The sequence below is a fragment of the Peptoniphilus harei genome, assembly GCF_900454685.1.
Classification (GTDB): domain Bacteria; phylum Bacillota; class Clostridia; order Tissierellales; family Peptoniphilaceae; genus Peptoniphilus_A; species Peptoniphilus_A harei.
The window spans coordinates 902052-922709 of sequence record NZ_UATM01000032.1; the positions used below are offsets into that span (position 1 = coordinate 902052).

The 20658-nt window shown below is 35.9% G+C and carries 21 protein-coding genes and 1 riboswitch; of the genes, 14 read left to right on the forward strand and 7 right to left on the reverse strand.

What is annotated here, in order from left to right; all coding sequences use genetic code 11:
• Positions 1-70: 70 nt before the first annotated feature.
• The 6 genes from DRZ96_RS05665 to DRZ96_RS05695 all read left to right on the forward strand — a co-directional run bounded on the left by DRZ96_RS05665 (position 71) and on the right by DRZ96_RS05695 (position 5431).
• A complete protein-coding gene (locus tag DRZ96_RS05665; RefSeq protein WP_112889912.1) occupies positions 71-1513 on the forward strand; it encodes a L,D-transpeptidase family protein in 1443 nt (480 codons plus the stop codon).
• Between the two features lie 605 nt (positions 1514-2118).
• Positions 2119-2231: riboswitch (FMN riboswitch) on the forward strand.
• Between the two features lie 52 nt (positions 2232-2283).
• On the forward strand, positions 2284-2889 hold the full coding sequence (locus DRZ96_RS05675; RefSeq protein WP_112889914.1) for an ECF transporter S component: 606 nt from the start codon (positions 2284-2286) through the stop codon (positions 2887-2889).
• A 129-nt stretch (positions 2890-3018) separates the two neighbouring features.
• Positions 3019-4143, forward strand: a complete 1125-nt coding sequence (locus tag DRZ96_RS05680; RefSeq protein WP_112889915.1) for a pyridoxal-phosphate-dependent aminotransferase family protein — start codon at positions 3019-3021, stop codon at positions 4141-4143.
• A 500-nt stretch (positions 4144-4643) separates the two neighbouring features.
• Positions 4644-4850, forward strand: a complete 207-nt coding sequence (locus tag DRZ96_RS05685; RefSeq protein WP_070702370.1) for a hypothetical protein — start codon at positions 4644-4646, stop codon at positions 4848-4850.
• Positions 4851-4918: 68 nt separating this feature from the next.
• Positions 4919-5122, forward strand: a complete 204-nt coding sequence (locus tag DRZ96_RS05690) for a hypothetical protein (protein ID WP_070702371.1) — start codon at positions 4919-4921, stop codon at positions 5120-5122.
• Positions 5123-5143: 21 nt separating this feature from the next.
• A complete protein-coding gene (locus DRZ96_RS05695) occupies positions 5144-5431 on the forward strand; it encodes a hypothetical protein (RefSeq protein ID WP_070702372.1) in 288 nt (95 codons plus the stop codon).
• A gap of 49 nt (positions 5432-5480) precedes the next feature.
• Here the strand turns inward: DRZ96_RS05695 and DRZ96_RS05700 are convergent, their stop codons facing one another.
• Both DRZ96_RS05700 and DRZ96_RS05705 read right to left on the reverse strand, forming a co-directional pair.
• Positions 5481-5756 (reverse strand): helix-turn-helix domain-containing protein, encoded by a 276-nt coding sequence (locus DRZ96_RS05700; RefSeq protein WP_172605468.1) that lies wholly within the window; start codon positions 5754-5756, stop codon positions 5481-5483.
• Positions 5753-6097 carry a type II toxin-antitoxin system RelE/ParE family toxin gene (locus DRZ96_RS05705; RefSeq protein ID WP_085875734.1) on the reverse strand — a complete coding sequence of 115 codons (345 nt, stop codon included), beginning with the start codon at positions 6095-6097 and terminating at the stop codon, positions 5753-5755. The genes DRZ96_RS05700 and DRZ96_RS05705 overlap by 4 nt, the downstream gene beginning before the upstream one ends.
• 1606 nt (positions 6098-7703) lie before the next feature.
• On the opposite strand from DRZ96_RS05705, the gene DRZ96_RS05710 reads away from it, so the two are divergent.
• The 7 genes from DRZ96_RS05710 to DRZ96_RS05745 all read left to right on the forward strand — a co-directional run bounded on the left by DRZ96_RS05710 (position 7704) and on the right by DRZ96_RS05745 (position 14758).
• Complete coding sequence (locus DRZ96_RS05710; RefSeq protein WP_112889916.1) at positions 7704-10457, forward strand: S-layer homology domain-containing protein; 2754 nt, start codon at positions 7704-7706, stop codon at positions 10455-10457.
• A 375-nt stretch (positions 10458-10832) separates the two neighbouring features.
• Positions 10833-11324 (forward strand): hypothetical protein, encoded by a 492-nt coding sequence (locus tag DRZ96_RS10410; protein WP_146740970.1) that lies wholly within the window; start codon positions 10833-10835, stop codon positions 11322-11324.
• Between the two features lie 1437 nt (positions 11325-12761).
• Positions 12762-13514: a sigma-70 family RNA polymerase sigma factor gene (locus DRZ96_RS05725; protein WP_112889919.1), complete on the forward strand. Its 753-nt coding sequence runs from the start codon at positions 12762-12764 to the stop codon at positions 13512-13514.
• An 11-nt stretch (positions 13515-13525) separates the two neighbouring features.
• Positions 13526-14002, forward strand: a complete 477-nt coding sequence (locus tag DRZ96_RS05730) for a peptidoglycan recognition protein family protein (protein WP_112889920.1) — start codon at positions 13526-13528, stop codon at positions 14000-14002.
• 84 nt (positions 14003-14086) lie between these two features.
• Positions 14087-14308, forward strand: coding sequence for a DUF1659 domain-containing protein (locus DRZ96_RS05735; protein WP_112889921.1), 222 nt, complete (start codon positions 14087-14089; stop codon positions 14306-14308).
• A gap of 73 nt (positions 14309-14381) precedes the next feature.
• On the forward strand, positions 14382-14600 hold the full coding sequence (locus tag DRZ96_RS05740; RefSeq protein WP_112889922.1) for a DUF2922 domain-containing protein: 219 nt from the start codon (positions 14382-14384) through the stop codon (positions 14598-14600).
• An 11-nt stretch (positions 14601-14611) separates the two neighbouring features.
• Complete coding sequence (locus DRZ96_RS05745) at positions 14612-14758, forward strand: YvrJ family protein (RefSeq protein ID WP_083315543.1); 147 nt, start codon at positions 14612-14614, stop codon at positions 14756-14758.
• A gap of 143 nt (positions 14759-14901) precedes the next feature.
• Here the strand turns inward: DRZ96_RS05745 and DRZ96_RS05750 are convergent, their stop codons facing one another.
• The 4 genes from DRZ96_RS05750 to DRZ96_RS05765 all read right to left on the reverse strand — a co-directional run bounded on the left by DRZ96_RS05750 (position 14902) and on the right by DRZ96_RS05765 (position 17915).
• The gene (locus DRZ96_RS05750; RefSeq protein WP_112889923.1) at positions 14902-15177 is read right to left on the reverse strand and encodes a hypothetical protein; all 276 of its coding nucleotides are present in this window, start codon (positions 15175-15177) and stop codon (positions 14902-14904) included.
• Positions 15178-15597: 420 nt separating this feature from the next.
• Positions 15598-15975: a type II toxin-antitoxin system death-on-curing family toxin gene (locus tag DRZ96_RS05755; protein ID WP_112889924.1), complete on the reverse strand. Its 378-nt coding sequence runs from the start codon at positions 15973-15975 to the stop codon at positions 15598-15600.
• Positions 15972-16223, reverse strand: coding sequence for a type II toxin-antitoxin system RelB/DinJ family antitoxin (locus tag DRZ96_RS05760; RefSeq protein ID WP_112889925.1), 252 nt, complete (start codon positions 16221-16223; stop codon positions 15972-15974). Before DRZ96_RS05760 ends, DRZ96_RS05755 begins: the two co-directional genes overlap by 4 nt.
• 606 nt (positions 16224-16829) lie before the next feature.
• Positions 16830-17915 carry a M24 family metallopeptidase gene (locus tag DRZ96_RS05765; RefSeq protein ID WP_112890576.1) on the reverse strand — a complete coding sequence of 362 codons (1086 nt, stop codon included), beginning with the start codon at positions 17913-17915 and terminating at the stop codon, positions 16830-16832.
• Between the two features lie 1446 nt (positions 17916-19361).
• Between DRZ96_RS05765 and tnpA the strand changes: the two genes are divergently transcribed.
• Entirely contained in the window at positions 19362-19835 is a 474-nt protein-coding gene (tnpA, locus tag DRZ96_RS05770) for an IS200/IS605 family transposase (protein ID WP_112889581.1), read from the forward strand.
• Between the two features lie 126 nt (positions 19836-19961).
• Here tnpA and DRZ96_RS05775 read toward each other — a convergent pair whose 3' ends face one another.
• Positions 19962-20648 (reverse strand): endolytic transglycosylase MltG, encoded by a 687-nt coding sequence (locus DRZ96_RS05775; RefSeq protein WP_112889926.1) that lies wholly within the window; start codon positions 20646-20648, stop codon positions 19962-19964.
• Positions 20649-20658 lie beyond the last annotated feature (10 nt).

Here is a 20658-nt window from a genome sequence, read left to right on the forward strand (position 1 = left end):
AATACTTTACATTTATAAAAACCTACATAAAAAGAAAAATTTATCGAGTATAATAGGGAAGGGAGGAATTATGAAAAAAACTTTTAAAATAATTTTTGCATTAATCTTAATTTTAATAATTTCTATATACATGGTGGGACTTTTCTTCTTCAGCGACAGATACATGCCAAGGACCTACATCAATGGAAGAGACTTTGGACTTGTAAAAAAATCTGAACTTAAAAAGAACTACGAAGACCTTTCAAGAAATTTTGAACTAGAAATAATTTCAAAGGACAAGAACTTAAACGACAAGATCGCTGCCAAGGACTTTGGATACATAGACTCCATAGGAAGTGAATCCATAGATCAGACAGCCTTTTATTGGCCAGTGGCTTCCCTTGTGCCTAAGCACTACCAAGTAGACCGTGACTTGCAGTACAACAAAGTTGCCCTTGATGAAAAAATAAAAAATTTAAAGCCAGTCTTGGGCCAAAAGGACCAGTCACAAGATGCAAAAGTCGTCTACCAAGATGGAGAATTTAAAATCCAAGATGAAGTTCACGGCAACTTTATAAAAATGGATGAATTTAAAAATGCCGTCCTAGGTCACTTTGGAGATAAAAAAGAAGAACTTGACCTTGAAGAGGAAAATCTTTACCAAGAGCCAAATATAACTAAGGACTCAGAATATATAAAAAATCAACTTGCTTCCTATAAAGAGGTCTACAAGAAAAAAATAACTTTTGACTTTGACGACAGGAAAGAAGAAGTGACAGGCCAGGGGATAATTGCCATGTACTCCAAGACTGATGACGGGACCCTTGCCCTTGACGAAGAAAAACTAAAACATTTCGTGGAAAAACTTGCTGCCAAGTATGACACTTATAGGACAAATAGGATTTTTAACTCCACAGGCCTTGGCCTCATGAAGGTGGACGGAGGTATCTACGGTTGGCTTACAGATAGGCCAGGCACAAGGGAAATTGTAAAAGAAGCCCTCGCCAAGGAAGAACCTGTCACAGTAAAACCTGCCTACAGGCAAGACGCAGTTTCAAGAAAAGTTGATGATATTGGCAAGACCTACATAGAAGTAGATCTTGCAAGACAAAAACTTTGGTACTACAAGGACGGAGCTTTGCAACTTGAGACAAATGTAGTTACAGGTAACCCAAATAGGGGGAACGGAACACCAACAGGGACAGACAGGATTTGGTCTCGTGAAAGGGATAGGTACCTAACAGGCGAAACCTATCGTTCAAAAGTTTCCTACTGGGCGCCAATAAACTGGTCAGGCATAGGACTTCATGACGCAAGTTGGAGATCATCCTTTGGAGGAAATATTTATAAGTCTGGAGGATCACACGGCTGTATCAACATTCCACCAGGAGTTATGAAGAACTTATATCCACAAACCTTTACTGGCATGCCAGTTATAGTTTATAACTCAGCAACTCAGAGGATAAATGACGCTGGGGGCCAAGTAGTAGTTGGCAGACAAGTCCAAGCACAACCACAAGTCCAAGGACAATAATAAAAATAAGAAAACTCTTGATAAATAAGCTTAATCTTTCATTGATTAAGCTTTATTTTTTTATAGCTTTATCTTCAATTGTTATCTTGGCAATGATGCCCCAGCTCGTTGAAATCTAATAAGGAAATAATCTTAGCCAATAAACCACAAGCTAATAAGGTCGTAAGCAAAAAGTTCGGAGACGTTAAAAAAATTTCACTGTTCGAGCGAACGAAGTGAGTAGTTTGAAATTTTTAGTCGGAGTACTTTTTGCGTAGTAATGGGCCGGGCCCCTGCCAGGTCGTTGAAGGTGTTGGGGGTGGCCCGGAGGGGGAAGGACCAATCGAAAGGTCCTAACCCCCTCCGGATAAAGAATAGTAAAGCTCTGCTTTACAAAAAGATTTACAAAGACGAAGTATTTCTTTACAAACTTCACGATGCCCCCTGTGTGCCCAAATGGGTATAACCCCTTCCAAGACTGATTCGTAAAGCCCTGCTTTACAAAAAACTTTTTTATATATTTTTAAAGAAAACTTTCATCAATTTAATATAAATTAAGTCCACTTAAACCTTGCAAAAAAATTCACAAATGTTATAATTAAATTAAGAAATAAATAAAAAATATTTTAAATCTTCAGGGAAGGGTGCAAGTCCCAACCGGCGGTAAAGTCCGCGAGCGAAAGCTGAATTGGTGCAATTCCAATACCGACAGTAAAGTCTGGATGAGAGAATGATTTAAACTTTCATGCCCCGAAGGTTCGGGGTTTTTTTATGCCCCAACAGGAGGTAAAATGAACAAAGTAAATTCAAGTTCTATGTTAAGAACAAAAGACATGACGAAAATTGGAATGCTATCAGTGATAGGATTTATACTAATGTATTTTCAACTACCACTTACCTTTGTAGCACCACCCTTTATGAAGCTAGACATCTCAGACCTACCAGTACTATTGGGGGCCTTCACAATGGGACCAGCCTATGGCATCATAATCGCAGCTATAAAAAACATAATGCACATCATCTTTAAGGGAACAATGACAGCAGGAGTTGGCGAACTATCAAACTTCATCATCTCCAGCAGCTTTGCCTTTGTGTCAGCCCACTTCTATAGGAAGCACAAGACATACAAGGGAGCAGTAGTGTCCTTGACTCTAGGAGTCCTTGCTATGACTGCCCTTGCAATGATCTCCAACTACTTCATAGTCTTTCCACTCTATGGCAAGGTAATGCCAATGGACGCAATCATAGGAATGGGCGCAGCGATCACACCAAGGATTACAGGCCTTTTCTCAATGATGATCTATTCAGTCTTACCTTTTAACCTAATAAAAGGCTTCACAACATCAGCAATAATGATGTTGGTTTATAAAAAAGTCTCACCAATCTTTAAGAATTAAAGATTAAAAGATTAAAGAAAAATAAAAGAAAAGAGCAAGCTGTCAAAGGGCAGCTTGTTTTTTTTGTCCCTTATAATATAATTTACACAAGAAAACTTTTACAAAAATTGCAAAAAAGAGAGGTAAAAAATGAAAATACTTTGCGCAGGCCCAACATCAATAGATAAAAGAGTAATGGAAGTAATGGGGAAGTCCCTTACCAACCCCGACATAGACCCAGAATATGAGAAAAAACACAGACAAGTAGAAAAGAAAATCTCTAAACTCCTAAAGACAGAAGCCACATCCTTTATCATGCTTGGCGAAGGAATGATAGGACTAGAAGGAGCAATATGTAACCTAGTAGAAGAAGGCGACAGGGTCCTTGTCCTTAACAACGGAGTTTTTGGAGCAGGCTTTGCCGACTTCGTAAAATTCTACGGAGGAGAGTCTTACATATATGAAGACGACTTTAGAAGAGGATTTGACATAGAAAAATTAAAAAAATTCCTAGAAAAAGACCACGACTTCAAAGTGGCAACCATGGTCCATTGCGAAACCCCATCAGGCATCACAAACGACGTCAGGACAATTTGCAGGCTCCTAAATTCCTACGGAATCCTGACAGTAGTAGACACAGTGTCAGGCATGGGGGGAGAAGAATTTGACTTTGACGACTACAAGGTGGACATCGCCCTAGGAGGAAGCCAAAAATGCATCTCAGCCCCAACAGGCCTAACACTTGTCACAATATCAGAGAGGGCAAAGAAGGCCATAAGAGATAGAAAAAAACAAGTTCCTTCATATTATATGAGCTTTGAAAACTACTACGCCTACTCCGATGGATTTGCCTTCCCATACACAATGAACGAAAATTTAACTTATGCCCTAGACTTGGCATTAGACTTGCTATTCGAGAAAGACTCTCTGGCCCTCCACAAAGAGTACGCAGAAGTCACAAGAGAAATATTTGAAAAAGCAGGCTTCGAACTCTACGCCAAAGACTCAAGGTCCAATACATTGACAGCAGTTATGGTGCCAGAAGGTTATATAGCAGAAGACATCATCGGAGCCTTGAGAGACAAGGGAATACTAATATCAAAGGGAGCAGGTGACATCTTCGAAAAAGTATTTAGGATAGGCCACATGGGGAACAACATATCCTACGAAAACTTCTTAGAACTATATGAGAAGTTGGATGAAGTCTTTGGGGAACTTGGGATCAAGATAAAGGTGTCTTTAAAAGAAGAATTTCAAAAATTAATGGAAAAATAAGATTTTTATTTTTCTTTATAGAAAATATGGAAAAGAATCTTTTTCACTTCTTGCTAAGAAGTTGGGGCTTAAAGAATTTCATAAAACCTAAGGTTTTAATTCTTCTCTTGGAGGGGATTTAGGGCGTTTCGATCCGCCCTTATCCCCTCCAAACCTCCCCTTAACACCCCCAACGACCTAGCAGGGGCTCGGCCCATTAATACGCAAAAAGTCCTCCGACTAAAAATTTCAAACTCGCTTCGCTCAAACAGTGAAATTTTTTTAACGTCTCCGAACTTTTTGCTTACTGCCTTATTAACTTGTGGTTTATTGGCAAACTTTACGACCTTATAACATCTCAACGAGCTGGGGCATCATTGCCAAGTTGACAGTTGAAGACAAAGTTATAAAAATATTAAGCTTGATCGTTTATTGATTGGGCTTTTTTTAGTATTTATGACATTATTGTCAAAATCTCGGCAAATAGAATATAATAAAGAAAAAGTGAAGGGGGGATAATCTTGGAAAGTTTTAAGGAAATTGATCAAGCACTTGATAAGTTAAGAATAGATATAAAAAATATTTCACCATCTATCCTTGAGAAAATAGAGGAAGATTTTGCACTTAGATTTACTTACGAGTCCCTAAAAATTGAAGGCAGCAGCCTATCCTTCCAAGAAGTCAAAGACCTACTGGCAAGCATCTCTTCCAAAACAGACAAGGAATAAGAGTTTCAAAGTTAGACTTAAAACCCTCTCGAATTTGAGAGCTTTTAAAGAAAAAATTAGGTGATTTTTTGAAAAAAACTAGAAAAATTGAAGAGAATTCATTTAAAAATAGGGAAATTGACTCACTTGAAGATGAAATGGACATAAAGCTTGCAATTTCACGACTAAAATCAGCAAAAAATGAAGAATTTGTCTCACAAGAGGACTTTGAAAAATTATTCGGCGTAAAATTAGATGCAGTTGCTCCTCTTAAAGATGAGGAAATAGAATAAATTTATTTTTCTAAAATAAAATTGCCTTTTAAATGCCAAGTCCATCTTCATAAATATCGAGGTGTAACATGGATAAAAAAATTAAAAATTAATAAAGAAGAAGATAAAGTCTTTGAAGAAGCTAAAAAATTTGTTGAAGAACACATTGATGCTTTTAAAGAATTGGCTGATGGACCTGACACAAATATGGAAAAATCCCAAGAAGCTTATAAAAACTTAGACAATGTAAAAGGTGAGCTTATGGATAAGTATGACAAAGCCTTTAAAGAACTTGCCAAATCAAAAAAGCTACGCTGTTTTCGCAAATGAAAACAAAAGCGTAGCTTTTTTGATATAATATAAAAATTTAAAATAAAAATTAACCTTTAAATTCAAGTTTCAATTGCATTCCAAGTCCACTTGCTAGTTTTTTTAACATTTTTAGACTTGGATTTCTTGTACCATTTTCAATTCTACTGATGTCTGCTTGATTAATCCCAGTTTTTTCGGACAAGTCCTTTTGTGTTAGATTAAGATTATTACGAGCTATAATCATGGCTTCTATAATGTCGTATTCCGGAGCAAGTGCATCATATTCTGACTTAATTTCATCATTTTTTAAAATTTCCTTTTTGTAATCATTGTAAGCTCTCATAAAAATCTCCTTTCAAAATCTTTTTTATATTTAATAGCAAGTTCAATTTCAGATCTTGGAGTTTTATTACTCTTTTTAACAAAACCATTGGTTAAAACTATTCTTTTATCAAAAATAAAAAAATAAAAGATCCTAGTTATGTCACTAGATTGTTTTGTTCTTAATTCAAAAATACCATCACTTAACTTCTTTGAAAAAGGTTCTCTAAGATTATTGCCAAACTTTTCCAATAGATCGATATCTTTTAAAGTTTTCGCCAATAATTTAGGGCTTAAAGAATCTAAAAATTCTTCAACAGGAACTTTGCCATCTTCCTTATCATAAAATATAATTTCATACATACCAGTTTACCTCTTATACAAATATAATATGGTGTATAAGACATATTGTCAAGGGGAAATCTAAAGCCTAAGGCTTTAATTCTACTCTTGGAGGGGACTTAGGGCGTTTCGATTCGCCCTTGTCCCCTCCAAACCTCCCCTTACCACCCCCAACGACCTGTCAGGGGCCTCTGCCAACAACCCCGAGCGGCAGACAGCCTAAAATTCAAAACTCGTTAAGATTACACTTTTGAAATTTAAAAACTAACAATCAATTAAGATTTGATTTCAATTACTCATAAAGTCAATAGCTTAACTCAAACAGTTGAATTTTTTAACGTCTGTCTTGCCTTACGGGGTTTTTCTCCCTCAGTTCGTGGTTTTACCTATGCACTGCTTCAAATTTATGTAAAGTTATTTAACAAAACCTAAAAACGATTAAAAACTTGCAAATCAAAAGAAGCTTAGTCAGTATTGATTAAGCTTCTTCTTTTTTACAGCTTAATAATTATCTATGAGTTTATAAACTTCTATGGCTTCATAAGGAACTACATCTTAATAATGAGCAGTGAGGCTATAAGCTTCCATGACTTCATAAAGAGCTATAACTTTATACTTAAGCAGTGATCTGATCGAGTGTATCTAATGAGCAAAAAAATTGGTTATGCGTTAAAAATTTTCAATTGTTTGAATTCGCGAAGCGAATGAGTTTTGAAAATTTAGCATGGCAGATTTTTTTGGACTCAACGTACGTGGGGTGAAGGGGGTGGTTTGGAGGGGAAAGGGGCCTCACGATGCCCCTAAGCCCCTCCAAGAGCAATCATAAAAGCGTCAGCTTTTAATAAAACTTTTAAAGATAGGGCATTATTTTATTAGATTTTAAAGTTGTAAACTTTTCTCACATTACTTAGGCTGTCTGGCGCTCGGGGTTGTAGGCAAAGGCCCCTGCTAGGTCGTTGGGGGTGTTCAGGTGAGGTTTGGAGGGGATGCCACGCAGGCACAGGTAAGGGCGGATCGAATAAGCCACTCGTACCCGAATGGGTATAAGTCCCCTCCAAGAGAAGAATTTAAACCTTAGGTTTTAAAAAAGGATCTTAAAGATGAAATCTTTTATTAGATTCATAAAGACGAAGTCTTTCTTCTTCTTTCTTACTATAGAAAGAAATCAAAAAATAAATCAAAAACCCTTAGGCTTTACAAAAAATTTGCAAAAAGATTCTTAAAGAAAAATTCTTTAACCAAAACTTTCTTTTTCCCCTTTCCTTTCTTTCCCAAAGAAAAGAAAATAAAAATTGCAATCCTGTAACCCTTTTGTTATAATTCTACATACGGTCAAAAAAGACCGCCTCTATTAGCGCAGAAAAGCGCTAAGTAAAACACAATCACAACATAGTTAAGAAGATATTGTTAAACATGACAATCTATAAACTTTATGTAATGTAATTGTAATTTTACAAAGCAAATTTCTAGTGTATAATAGAGACACAAGAGGAACATGACAACTAAATAAAACCAAAAGGCGATATTTATTTGTCGACCTCTATATAGTCGAGATAGTTCAGTCTCGGCGACAAAAGTTTGAGACTTTTGTAGAATCTACAAAATTTTTAAGGAGGTCGAAAGACAAATGAACAAGAAAATTATTTCTCTAGTACTAGCACTAGTTATGGTACTAGGAACATTCTCAAGTGTCTTCGCCGAAACAACAAAGAAAGCAGAAGCTAAAAAAGCTGAAGCTGGAGAAAAAGTTGAAAAAGTAGTTGGAAAAGATAACAAAATCCAATACGTAATCGACAAAAAACTTGTTGAAGGCTACGAAGACGGAAACTACGGACTTGATAAAAACATCAAGAGATCCGAAATCACAAGATTACTTGTACTTGCTAACGGTAATGAAGAATTAGCAAAACAACTACAAGGATCAATGAAAATCTACTCTGACGTAGATGCTAAGCACTGGGCAAACGGAGTTATCTCAGTAGGAACTACAGTTCCATCTGATGCTAACGGAATTGCTATGCTAGCAGGATATCCTGATGGATCATTCAAGCCAGAAAACGACGTAACTTACGCTGAATTAGCTAAAATGCTAGTAGTTCTTGTTAAAGAAGACCTAACAGCAGACATGGTTAAAAACGCTAAATGGGCAACTTCATGGATGACATGGGCAGCTCAACTAGGAATTCTTGACGACGTAAACGTTGTTGATTCTAACAAAGCAGCTAACAGAGCAGACGCATTCACTATGGTTTACAATGCTCTATATGCAATGAAAGAATTCAAGAGAGTTCCAGCTAACGAAACAAGAGGTATTGTTTCTAACCTAACAAACTCTAAACTTACTCTTAACCAAGATAGCGAAAAAGAATACACTATCACTGGTGATACAGTAATCGTTGATGGTATTAACGTTAGAAAACAAATCGTTAAAGTTAACAGCCTTAACAACCTTGATCTTTACAAAGGATCTCTAGTAAGAATCCTTACTAACGACAAGAACGAAGTAACTCACATTATCGAACTTGGTAACCCAGAAGTGCTTGCAAGAACAGACAAAGAAGGAGAACTTCTTGACACTGACAACCACATTTGGGAAGGCGTTGCTGACGCTACAGTAGAAACAAACTACTACAAGAACATTGAATCTCTAAAAGATCTTGACCAAAAGAAAGTTGACGGAGCATATGCTACTGTAACTCTTAACGGTTCAAAGACTAAAGCAGACTATATCAAATTCCACAAAGCTAATGGAAACGAACTAGCTAACCTAAAAGTTAACGACAAAACTGAAATCTATGTTGCTAACCCATACAACAACATTATGAGAGAAGTTAAAGACATTAATGAAGCACTTTCATTAATCGGTTTCCACAACTATGGAAAAGACTACAAGATTCCTAACGTTTATGCAGGATTCGACACAGATAATCACAAATCAGCTGTAAAATCTTTCGATTCTGAAAGAAGCACTGCTAAAGTTATCGTATTTAACGTAGTATCTAAAGACAACGATGGAGACAGATACAGAGTAATTAACTCTTCTTCTTCTAAGTTCTCTTCTACTCTAGAAGATACTGATGGAAAACTTTACGACAGAGACAACGTTCTTAACAAAGCTAACTTCCCACTAAACTACGGTGACCTACTTGACGTTATCGAAACTCGTGGAGACGTTATCGACAGACTTCTTGACCACAGCGATGAAAAAGCATTCCCTGTAGTTAAAGTTGCACAAATCTTTGACAACGATGAAATCCAAGTTGAAGACAGATTCGGAAACGAAACTCTTCTTTATGTTGGCGATGCAGACATCTTTAACGCTAAACAATACAAAGATTTAGCTAAGGGTGACTATCTACAATTCACAGCTAACAACAAAGATGCTAGAGACATCGAAATTGTATCAATTCTTGATGATTCAAAAGACACAAGAGATTTATTTGATAAATCTGGTTCTGTACTAAACGTAGTACAAGGAATTGAAGATCACACTGTTGTTGGTACAATCAAATGGGTTGGAGAAAAACAAGTTGAAATTAAGATCGAATCTGACAACTGGGATGCAGGTCTTAACAACACAACTAAGACTTACAAAGTTGACAGAGAACTTGCAGATGCTCTAAAAGCATATGTTGGTAAAGATGTTAAATTCAAAGCTGAAAACAAAAACTTTGAAAATGACGTTAGAGCTTATGACTTCATGTTAAATGATGGCAAAAATGTTCTAATCGCTCCAAAAGCTAACAAGAACTTAACTGAACTTGAAAAAGCTGTTCTTAAGTATAAGGAAGAACAAACTTCTACAAAAAATATTGATACAGTTATTGATGCTGTAGAAAATGCAACTTTCGCTGAAAAACAAGCAGCAAAAGAAGAACTTAAAAAATACTTTAACGAAAAAGTAGTTCCTGCTACAGAAGCAACTAAAGATTTCTATAGCAAAACAGTAACTACTGAAGATGAAGTAAAAGCAGCTAAAGAAGAAGTAGCAAAAGCTCAAAAATTAGTTGATGAACTAATTGCTTCAAAAAATAAAGTAAATCTTCAAGCTAGAATTGATAATCTTAACAAGAAAATCGAAGCAGCTGAAAAAGCATTAGCTAAGACTGAAAAACAAGATGCATATGACAAATATGTAGCTGCAATTACTACTGCATTAGGAAATGTTAAATATGACAAAGTAGAAAATGCAAATGTAAATGCTGAAAATATTAAGAAAGCTGTTAAAGCTGACCTTGATAAAGTAACTGCACCAGCAGGAGCTTCTTATGAAATCAAAGAAGTTAATGCAGCAACAGAACAAGTAACTGTTAAAGTTAATTCAACTGAATCAGTTGTTACTTTAGCTGCTGATGTTACAGAAACTGTAACTGCAAAATAATTAGTCTAACTGATTAAGCTTTAAAGATAAAACCTGAGAGGAAACTCTCGGGTTTTTCTTTTTGTACATATATATTTTTTTGGTAGAATTAGGGCAGAGGGAGTTGATATGAAAATGTGTGAAAATATTTTTTATTTTTTAAAGCTACATGGATTTTGTTTTCTTATAATTGTTTCATTAATTATTTTCATATTTTGTAAAAGTAAAAAGAAAGACTCAGAAGAAAAATGTAAAAGTAAACCTATCTGTGACTTTATAGAATCCTATTGTATCTACATATTCACTCTCATTATTTCAATTTTGATCTTGTTTATTTTTCTTTACTATAATTCAAATATTTTAAAATTAATACCAGACAACAAGATAGGAGAGTCTTTGGGCTTAATAATGTCAGCTCTTATTACAGTGACTGGTGTCTTTGTCGGCTTTTACTTTAACAAGAAACAAACTTACAAGGAGATAGTGACTAGGGAGAGGATAGAGTGGTTACATAAGATGCAAAAAGCCCTAGCAGAGTTCTTGGCTATCACTAGCAATCCTAAGGTAACTAATAGGTTTAAGGATAAAAAAGATAGGGCAAGGGAACTCTATTACCTAATCATTAGCAACTTAAATGTGAAAGAAGATAAAGAAAAGAAGAAAAAGAATGAGAATAAAAATGAACGTGATGCTGTAGAGCTCTTGTATAATTACGCAAACTTAAAGGGACTAAATGTTGAATTGAACTTTGTTAAAGATGAAGATAGTGAAGAGAATAAAGATTCTAATGACACAAAAAGTATTGATGAGTTAAGAAAAGAAATAATAAGCAAGTACACAGAAATATTCAACAAAACATGGAATAGGATAAAAAACGAAGCAGATTGAGGTCTGCTTTATTTTTTCTTTAAAGAAAGTTGGAAAGAGGTTTTTTTAAAAGCTACGCTTTTATAATTGCTCTTGGAGGGGATTTATACCCATTCGGGCACGAGTGGCTTATTCGATGGCCCTTACCTGTGCCTGCGTGGCATCCCATCCAAACCTCCCCTGACCACCCCCCAACGACCTAGCAGGGGCTCGGCCCATTAATACGCAAAAAGCCCTCCGACTATTAAATAGAAGAACACAAATTGTCGCAAGCTCCAATTTGCGAACTGACCTACCATCAATTTGCTTTGCAAATTGGGTAAGGTCATGTCAAACTTGCTCGCTAAAAACTTTTATAAACTTAAAATAATTTACCAATAGAGTCAGAACTACCTGGCTCTCTTTTTTATTTGCGAGCTTCGCGTGAACCTAATCAACTCAAAGTTCGCTACGCTCCTTTTCGTTGTAAGGTTCATCGGCTGAGCAATAAATTGCTCAAGCACATTGAATTTTTTTACGGCTGTCTTGCCTTACGGGGTTTTTCTCCTTAAGTTTACGGTTTTACCATTACACGAATTCAAACTTATGTTGAGTTACTTACCAATGCTTAATAAATTGAATAAAGTTTAAAACCAATAGAAGCTTAGTCTGTATCGATTAGGCTTCTTTTTTTTATTACTTCATAATTATTTGTGAAGTTCTATTTTTCTATGACTTAATAAAAAACTCTGACGTTATAACAAAATATGACCCAATAAAAAAGTGTGAGCTTGGAATTTTTTATGAACTCACAACTAGCTATGACCTAATAATTAAATGTGAGCTTGTAATTTTTTTGTGACTTCACAACGAATTACAACTTTATACTCAAAAAATGACCTAATGGAGCGCCCCAGCTTGTTGAAGTCTTATAAGGTCATAAACTTTGCCAATAAGCTAAACAGTTATAAGATTGTAAGCAAAAAGTTCGGAGACGTTAAAAAAATTTCACTGTTCGAGCGAGCGAAGTGAAACGTAGCGAGTAGTTTGAAATTTTTAGTCGGAGGGCTTTTTGCGTATTAATGGGCCGAGCCCCTGCTAGGTCGTTGGGGGTGTTAAGGGGAGGTATGGAGGGGATAAGGGCGAATCGAAACGCCCTAAATCCCCTCCATAAGATAAATAGTAAAGCCCAGCTTTACAAAAATTTCTTAAAGAAAACTTCTTTAAGTCCCCTCAATAAGAAGAATCAAAACCTTAGGTTTTATGAAATTTTTTAAAGACAAAATCTCTTACATAAAAAAGATAAATAGAAGCCTTAGGCTTTATAAAACACCTCTTTAAAAGCGAAGCTTTTACCATAATTTTCAAAAGATTCTTTTCCTATTTTTCTATAAAGAAAATAAGTTTAAACAAATGATTGACAAGCCAAAACAAAAGTTCTATAATATTTTCAAGAATAAAAAAAAGGAGGAGTGGTAAATGGAATTTTTTGAAAAGGAAGATGTGAAAGTTATTAGAGAAGATAATTTTAATAATGAAAAGAATATTGAAAGTGAAAGTTTAATTAATGAAAGATTTGTGACTAGATCCAAGGACTCTAATTCTTTTGATAAGTTTAAGGAGAATGGAGATTCCAAAAGGCCTGGGCCTTTTGAAAAAACTTCTTATGATGATTTTAACAGGGTCCTTAGGTCCGCCCTTGTCGGCGAAGAAAGAGCCAGGGCTAAGATTCTCCATATGCTAGACCCCCTCATTAGGTCTTCTATTAGGAAGTATTGCCCAGTTTATTCAGAGTTTGAGGATCTTTATTCTGATGGCAGGGTCATGGTCCTTGTTTGTCTCGATGATTTTGACGGGAAGAGGTCCTTCTTGAAGTACGTCAAGGAGTTTTTGAGATACACTTATCTTAATAATTATAAGTACCTGACTAATGTGGAGATGGATATTCACGATGATGATTCTGATGAGGAAGGCCAATCTATTTTGGATTCTCTCGATGCTGGTGTGGATATCGAGGGGGACTTTTTGGAGTCTGAGGAGTCAGCCCTGGTGAGGGCTGCCATGAAGTCTCTCACTCCAAGGCAGGAGACTGTTGTAAGGCTCTTTTATTATGAAAGGCTAGGTCTTAGTGAGATTGCAGATTTTCTTGGCATTTCTAAGTGGACTGTGGTAAACCTCAAGCGAACTGGTCTTGAGAATATGCGTAAATTTATTTTAAATTCTTATAAATAGGAGGTGATTTTATGTTGATTGAAAAGAAACTCATTCGTTACAACTATATGAAGAGACAGGGTCAGGCAAGGCCAAGGTATATTGTGGTCCACGACACTGGCAATCCTAATGTAGGTGCTGATGCTATCGCTCACTACAGGTACTTTAATGGTGGCAACAGGCAGGCTTCTGCTCATTATTTTGTGGATGACAAGAGGATTGTGGAGACTGTTGAGACTGCTAATGCTTCTTGGCATTGTGGCGATGGTCATGGCAGGTATGGGATCACTAATTCTAATTCTATTGGGGTGGAGATCTGCATCAACAGGGACGGCAATTATGAGTCTGCTCTTGAGAATGCTAGAAAGATTGTTAGGTTTCTAATGGATTTTTATAATATTCCCCTTGACAGGGTGGTAAGGCACTTTGATGCTTCTCACAAGATTTGTCCCCGCTCTATGTCTGATAACAATTGGAAGAAGTGGTGGGAATTTAAGGCTTCTCTATAATTTTTAAAATTTTTTAAAATAATTTCATTTTACCCTAGCAACTTTTCTTATTTTATTCTATATAGATAGTAGGAGGTGAAAATAATGGCTGTTCAAGTTAAGGAATCTAAGCTAATGCTAAAGTCAGTTTTTACTGATGAGTCTTCTGGCAAGGCGAAGAAGAGAACTGTAACAATCAGTGGTATTAACTCTGAGGCTTCTAAGGATAATTTATATAAGCTTTCTGAAGACCTCAACCCTATTGTTGAAGGTGACTTTGCTACTTCTTCTCTAATTACAGAAGAGATTTTAGGAAAGGTTGAATAAGACTTGGTCTTGTTCTTGTAGTTATTGTTTTGTGAGATGCTGGAGCGTTTCACTGGTATGAAAGGAGAATTTTATGAAGGAAACTAAATCACTTAGGATAAGTTTTACTGATGAAGGCGGAAAGCCTTGGACTTTAACTATCTCAAATCCTCAAGAGGGTATTGTTGAGACTGATGTAAAGAGGGTAACTGATAATATCATAAACAACAAGTTAGTCTCAGGTAAGCTAGGTCTTATCAAGACTTATAATGGGTCAGTGATAGTCACTAGAAAAGAAGAAGCTCTTCAATAAGGTTTGTTATGATGGAAGATTTAATAGCTAACATTTCAAACATTGGCTTTCCCATTGCCATCTCATGTTACCTCTTGGTGAGGTTGGAGAAAAAGATGGAGGAGCTAAAGGAAGTTATTGTGGACCTTTCCAAGGCCCTTGAGGATATTGGGAAGTAGGGAAGGGATTCGAGTTTAAGAAACTCGAGGAAAGAGGTTTTTGGTTTATTTTGGAAAAATAATTTAAAACTCTGGAAAGAATTCTTTTATGGGTTCTTTTGTATTTTTGTTTTATTTTGAAAAAATAATTTAAAATTTTATTTTTATTTTATGTAGGAATTTAGATCAAGCTTTGGCTTGGTTATTTTTTTGTCCTTTTTTATAAAAAGGGAGAAAAGTTTTTTCTTTAATAAGGTTTTTGTAAAGCCAAGCTTTACTATCCCTTTTCCGGAGGGGGTTAGGACCTTTCGATTGGTCCTGCTTGTGCCGGATGGTACCCCCTCCGGGCCACCCCCAACACCTTCAACGACCTGGCAGGGGCCTTTGCCAACAACCCCGAGCGGCAGCCATCCTAAAAATTCAAAACTTGCTCGCTTCAAGTTGTTTCAAACAAAAACTAATAATCAATAGAGTTAGAAAGTCCTGACTCTATTTTTTATTTGCGAGCTTCGCGTGAACCTAATCAACTCAAAGTTCGCTTCGCTCCTTTTCGCTGTAAGGTTCATCGGTTGAGCAATAAATTGCTCAAGCACATTGAATTTTCTTAACGGCTGTCTTGCCTTATGGGGTTTTTCAACCTTAGTTCACGGTTTTACCCTTACATGACTTCAAACTTATGTTGAGTTACTTAACAAAACGTAATAATCTAATTTAACTTCCGAATTAAAAAAAGCTTAATCAGTAAAGAATTAAGCTTAATATTTTTATAAGTTTTTATTCAATTGTGAGCTTTGCAACTGTGATTCCACTTATAGAAATTTAAAACTTTAGGCTTTAGAAAGACTTCTTAAAATAAATCTTTACAATAACCTTTCTTTTACAAACTTTTTAAACTCTTCTTTTCCCATATCTCCACTAGCTACCTTAAGTCCGATTTCAATAACATCCTTATTGCTCAAACTATGTTGAATTTCATTGATTTCTAATAAGTACAAAAGCACCATAACTCCAATTCTTTTATTCCCATCGATAAAACAATGATTTTCTATAAGTGAATATGAAACCTGAATTATCTTATCTAATGTAGACGGATAAAGCTCCACTTCATCATAAGTTTGGAACACACTCTCGACAGAAGATTTAAGTAAGTTCATTTCCCTTATTCCATAAGATCCACCATAGAGAAATATACTTTTTTCTTGAAGTTTTATAACTTCATCTACATTAATATAAATCATTTTGCCAATTCCTTAAAAGCTTCATCATATTTAGTCATAATGCTATCCGCAATTTCATCTAAACTTTTTGAAGCTCCTAAATCGGTTTGATTCAAAGTTAGATTTAAAGGTAAGGCTTGGTCTCTCACAGATTGTTTAATAAACATATTAATTGCTGAAGAAACATTTAAACCCAATTGGGAAACCAAATCGTTAAAAGAATCCTTATCCTTATTATCAATACTAATAGTTAAATTTACTTTAGACATAACATCAGCTCCTTAAGGTAATTATACTTATATTACACATATTTTTCAATGTAATATAATAAAAAAAGAAACTTAATAAATTTTATCAAGCTTCTTCTTTTTATAATTTTCTATTTAGTTATGAGCTTGGCAATTGTGCCCCAGCTTGTTGAAATGTTATACGGTCTTAATGTTTGCCAATAAGCGAAATAGTTATAAGTTAGTAAGCAATAAGTTCGGAGAAGTTAAAAAAATTTCACTGTTCGGACAAAGGTCGCGAGTGAGTTGACATGACCTAACCCAATTTGTGAAGCAAATTGCTGGTAGGTCAGTTCGCAAATTGGAGCTTGCGACAATTTGTGTTCCTATATTTAATAGTCGGAGGGCTTTTTGCGTATTAGTGGGTCGGGCCCCTGCCAGGACGATGGGATAGGGGGGAGGTTTAAGGATCAGGGGCCTCGCCTGCCCCTGGCTCCCCCTCCTTATAAAGAATATAAAAGCGTCAGCTTTTAAAAACTTTTATATTGATTTCCTAAACCCCCTCCGGATAAAGAATAGTAAAGCTTGGCTTTACAAAAACCTTATTAAATAAATCCTTTTATCAAAAAATTCTTAAAGAAATTTTCTTTAGTTCATTGGTACTACTTTTAACTCTTTAGAGACTTTATTAAGCACCTCGCACCCATCTTCTGTTATCAAGACTAAATCTTCTATCCTAACTCCAATTCCTTCTTCTAATAGATAAATCCCTGGTTCTATGGAGAAGATTTGTCCTACTTCTATGAGGCTATCGTTTACTGATGAGACGTCGCCTTCTTCATGGCATTCTAGTCCTATGGAGTGGCCTGTCCTGTGAGTAAAGTATTTGCCATAGCCTTTTTCTTCTATATAAGATCTTGCGGCCTTGTCCACGTCTGACATCTTGTTGCCAGGCTTTGCTGCTGCAATTCCTCTAAGGTTGGCTTCTTTTACTATTTCATATATTTCTCTGGCACGGTCACTTACCTCTCCAATGAAAACTGTACGCGTCATGTCTGATGCGTAATTTTTATAGATTCCTCCAATGTCAAGGACTACACAATCACCGACTTTTCCCTTAGTCTTGTCTGTGGAGTGGTGGGGGTCTGCTGCTGATCTTCCGTAGGCTGTGATTGGTTCAAAGGAAACTTCTTCTACTCCGTTAGCCTTGTAGATTTCCTTTAACTTTTGGGAAAGTTCCTTTTCGCTTAGGCCCTTCACCACCCAAGGGATAAGTTCTTCCATGACCTTGTCGTTGATGGCAGAGGATTCACGCATCAATTGTTTTTCTTCCTCGTCCTTAATTCTCCTCACATGGTCAACTATTGTTGATCCATTTACATATTTTTTGTCTGGGAAGATCTCTTGTAATCTTAGTAGGAACTTTGCAGACCAAAATTTGTCGATTCCTATAAGTTCGTCATCTTTTATAAACTTGGAAAGTTTTTCGATTCCGTCTTCTATGTCGTTGTAACAAATAAAGTCCACGCCAGCCTCTTCTTCTTGAGGGAAGAGCTCGTTGATAAGGAGTTTTACGTCCCCATCCCTGTGGATGTAGAGGGCAAGGGCTCTTTCGCCTGGCTCAATCATCTTGTCTAGGAGATAAAAAATTGCGTAGGGATCTGAGATTATCATGTGGTGAAGATTTTCTTCTTCCATTTTATTTATAAGTCTATAAATTCTATTCTTGTGCATAGTGTACTCCTTTTTCTTTTTTTTAAAATATATCACAAATTTCTCCATATGACTATGGGGAAAAGAATTAGTCTTTAAGAATCTAATAAAAGATTTAATCTTTAGAATCTTTTTCTAAAACCTAAGGTTTTAAGTTTCTATAAGGAGGGGGTGCAAGGGGCGGGCGAGGCCCCTTTCCCCCTCCTTAAACCTCCCCCCTATCCCCTCGTCCTGGCAGGGGCCTAAACCATTAATACGCAAAAAGTCCTCCGACTAAAAATTTCAAACTCGCTTCGCTCAAACAGTGAAATTTTTTTAACGTCTCCGAACTTTTTGCTTACTAACTTATAACTATTTAGCTTATTGGCAAAATTTACAACCCTATTAGACTTTAACAAGCTGGGGCACTCGATCAGCTCACGGCTTAAACCAAAAGTTAAATTTTGTAGTGAAGTTGTGAAAAGTTATCACCCTACAACTAATTATCAAGTCATAATTTCTTAAGAAGTCATAAAAAAATACAAGCTCACATTTAATCCTTAAGTCATAGTTTGTCACGAAGTTATAAAAAAATACAAGGTCACAATTAAATAGAAATTTATAAAAAGATAAAGCTTAACATTTTATTGTTTAAGTTTTTTTAATGAAAGATTTATTAAGATTGTTATGTTTTGTTAAGTAACTTTACATAAGTTTAAAACCATGTAGAGGTAAAACCGTAAACATAAGGAGAAGAACCCCGAAAGGCAAGACAGCCGTCAAAAAATTCAATGTGCTTGAGCAATTTATTGCTCAGTCGATGAACCTTACAAGGAAAAGGAGCGTAGCGAACTTTGAGTTGATTAGGTTCACGCGAAGCTCGCAAATAAAAAAAGAGTCAGGTGGTTTCGACTCTATTGATTATTAGTTTTTTGCTTGAAACAATTTGAAGCGAGCAAGTTTTGAATTTTTAGGATGGCTGCCGATCGGGGTTGTAGGCAAAGGCCCCTGCCAGGTCGTTGGGGGTGTTCAGGGGAGGTTTGGAGGGGATGCCACGCAGGCACAGGTAAGGGCGATCTAATAAGCCACTCGTGCCCGAATGGGTATAAATCCCCTCCAATATGAAACCGTAAAGCTCTGCTTTACAAAAGTTTTTTTAAAAGATGAAATCTTTATAAAGCAATCTAAAGCTTTAGTTTTTAAAGACGAAGTCTCTACTTATAAGCTTCACGATGCCCCTAAGCCCCTCCAATAAGACATATAAAAGCGTCAGCTTTTAAAAACTTTTTTTTAAGATTTTACAATTTTATAAAAATAAAAAAATCTGTAGTTTCCTACAGATTTTTCTCATTGTACGCTTTAGTATGAATAAACCACCAGCTATGCTGGTGGTAGGAAAATAAGCTTTAGCTTCAAGCAAAAAACCTCCCGTGATAAACTATTAATGTTACTGGCAGTAGCATAAATAGAAAAGGGAGGTATCCTAAAATGGATAAAAATAGTTTATCACATACATCATGGAATTGTAAGTATCACGTAGTATTTGCTCCAAAATACAGAAGGCAATTAATATATGGAAGATTAAAACAAGATATAGGAAAAATATTAAGAGATTTATGTGATAGAAAAGGAATAAATATAATAGAAGCGGAATGCTGTCCAGACCATATCCATATGTTGTTGGAAATTCCACCAAAATACAGCATATCTCAAACGATGGGATATTTAAAAGGAAAAAGCAGTCTAATAATATTTGATAGGCATGCAAACTTAAAATATAAATATGGAAATAGACATTTTTGGTGCAGAGGATACTATGTAGACACAGCAGGAAAGAATGTGAAAAAGATACAAGAATATATAAAAAATCAATTAAAAGAAGATTACATGGCAGATCAAATAAGCATTAAAGAATTTGTTGACCCGTTTACGGGTGAGCAAGTAAACAAAAGCAAAAAATAAGGTGCTTTAGCACCAGCTGTGAAAATTGGTGCACGAGAAAGAAAGTTCGAAGCATGGAATGCTGCCGGTAACAGCCCCTTATAGGGGCAAAACAAACCACCGGCTCAGCCGGTGGTTATGATTTTTTTAATTTTGTGTAAGTTCTCTTATTACATTTTCTACTTTTGATGGCATGGTAAATTCGTGGTCGCCTGGTTGGAAGCTAGCGACTCCCAATCTATTGCATTCTTCCACGAAGGCCTTGTCTGATTCTATGGCTCCTAGGTCAAGTAGCTTTTTGCCTACTTGGGCAGGTCCTTCGCCTTCAGCTATGTTTAGCTTGTAAGTCTTGAGTTCAATGCCTGCAATTTCTGCAAGGATTTCTTTTACCTTCATGTCCTTGTCAAACTCATAGGCTCCTGGGACAATCTTGTCCCCAATTTGCATATCTTCTGCAAGGTCCTTATAAGTTGCCATGTCTGCGATTAGACCCTTGGAAATTAAAAGTTCTCCAAGGCTATCTAGATTTGTTCCTTCAGGAACTGTAAAGGTATTTACATTTTCATCTTCTTCGTCTTTTTTATCTTCATCCAATAGGACAACGGGCTTAACAGCTTTTTCTTCTCTTAGGCCTGTTGCTACAAGGATCTCTCCATAAGTTTTTTTAACTTCGTCAACTATTCCAATTTTTATATCTTTTGTGGAAATTGAATTTAGGTAAAGGGAATCCATCCTCCACTTGATTACAAAAATTAGGAATAAGAAGAAAAGTATTGATAATAAAACTTGGCAGAGTTTAATAAAAAAGAGCTTGCCTTTGTTAAAATTATTCAAAATAAACCTC

Bases quoted from the DNA above. Each gene is read 5' to 3' on its own strand.
- DRZ96_RS05755 (WP_112889924.1), bottom strand. From the start codon at position 15,975: ATGATTTATATTAATGTAGATGAAGTTATAAAACTTCAAGAAAAAAGT.
- tnpA (WP_112889581.1), top strand. From the start codon at position 19,362: ATGGATAAAAATAGTTTATCACATACATCATGGAATTGTAAGTATCAC.
- DRZ96_RS05725 (WP_112889919.1), top strand. From the start codon at position 12,762: ATGGAATTTTTTGAAAAGGAAGATGTGAAAGTTATTAGAGAAGATAAT.
- DRZ96_RS05745 (WP_083315543.1), top strand. From the start codon at position 14,612: ATGGAAGATTTAATAGCTAACATTTCAAACATTGGCTTTCCCATTGCC.
- DRZ96_RS05675 (WP_112889914.1), top strand. From the start codon at position 2,284: ATGAACAAAGTAAATTCAAGTTCTATGTTAAGAACAAAAGACATGACG.
- DRZ96_RS05740 (WP_112889922.1), top strand. From the start codon at position 14,382: ATGAAGGAAACTAAATCACTTAGGATAAGTTTTACTGATGAAGGCGGA.
- DRZ96_RS05700 (WP_172605468.1), bottom strand. From the start codon at position 5,756: ATGAGAGCTTACAATGATTACAAAAAGGAAATTTTAAAAAATGATGAA.
- DRZ96_RS05665 (WP_112889912.1), top strand. From the start codon at position 71: ATGAAAAAAACTTTTAAAATAATTTTTGCATTAATCTTAATTTTAATA.
- DRZ96_RS05730 (WP_112889920.1), top strand. From the start codon at position 13,526: ATGTTGATTGAAAAGAAACTCATTCGTTACAACTATATGAAGAGACAG.
- DRZ96_RS05705 (WP_085875734.1), bottom strand. From the start codon at position 6,097: ATGTATGAAATTATATTTTATGATAAGGAAGATGGCAAAGTTCCTGTT.
- DRZ96_RS05760 (WP_112889925.1), bottom strand. From the start codon at position 16,223: ATGTCTAAAGTAAATTTAACTATTAGTATTGATAATAAGGATAAGGAT.
- DRZ96_RS05680 (WP_112889915.1), top strand. From the start codon at position 3,019: ATGAAAATACTTTGCGCAGGCCCAACATCAATAGATAAAAGAGTAATG.
- DRZ96_RS05735 (WP_112889921.1), top strand. From the start codon at position 14,087: ATGGCTGTTCAAGTTAAGGAATCTAAGCTAATGCTAAAGTCAGTTTTT.
- DRZ96_RS05765 (WP_112890576.1), bottom strand. From the start codon at position 17,915: ATGCACAAGAATAGAATTTATAGACTTATAAATAAAATGGAAGAAGAA.
- DRZ96_RS05710 (WP_112889916.1), top strand. From the start codon at position 7,704: ATGAACAAGAAAATTATTTCTCTAGTACTAGCACTAGTTATGGTACTA.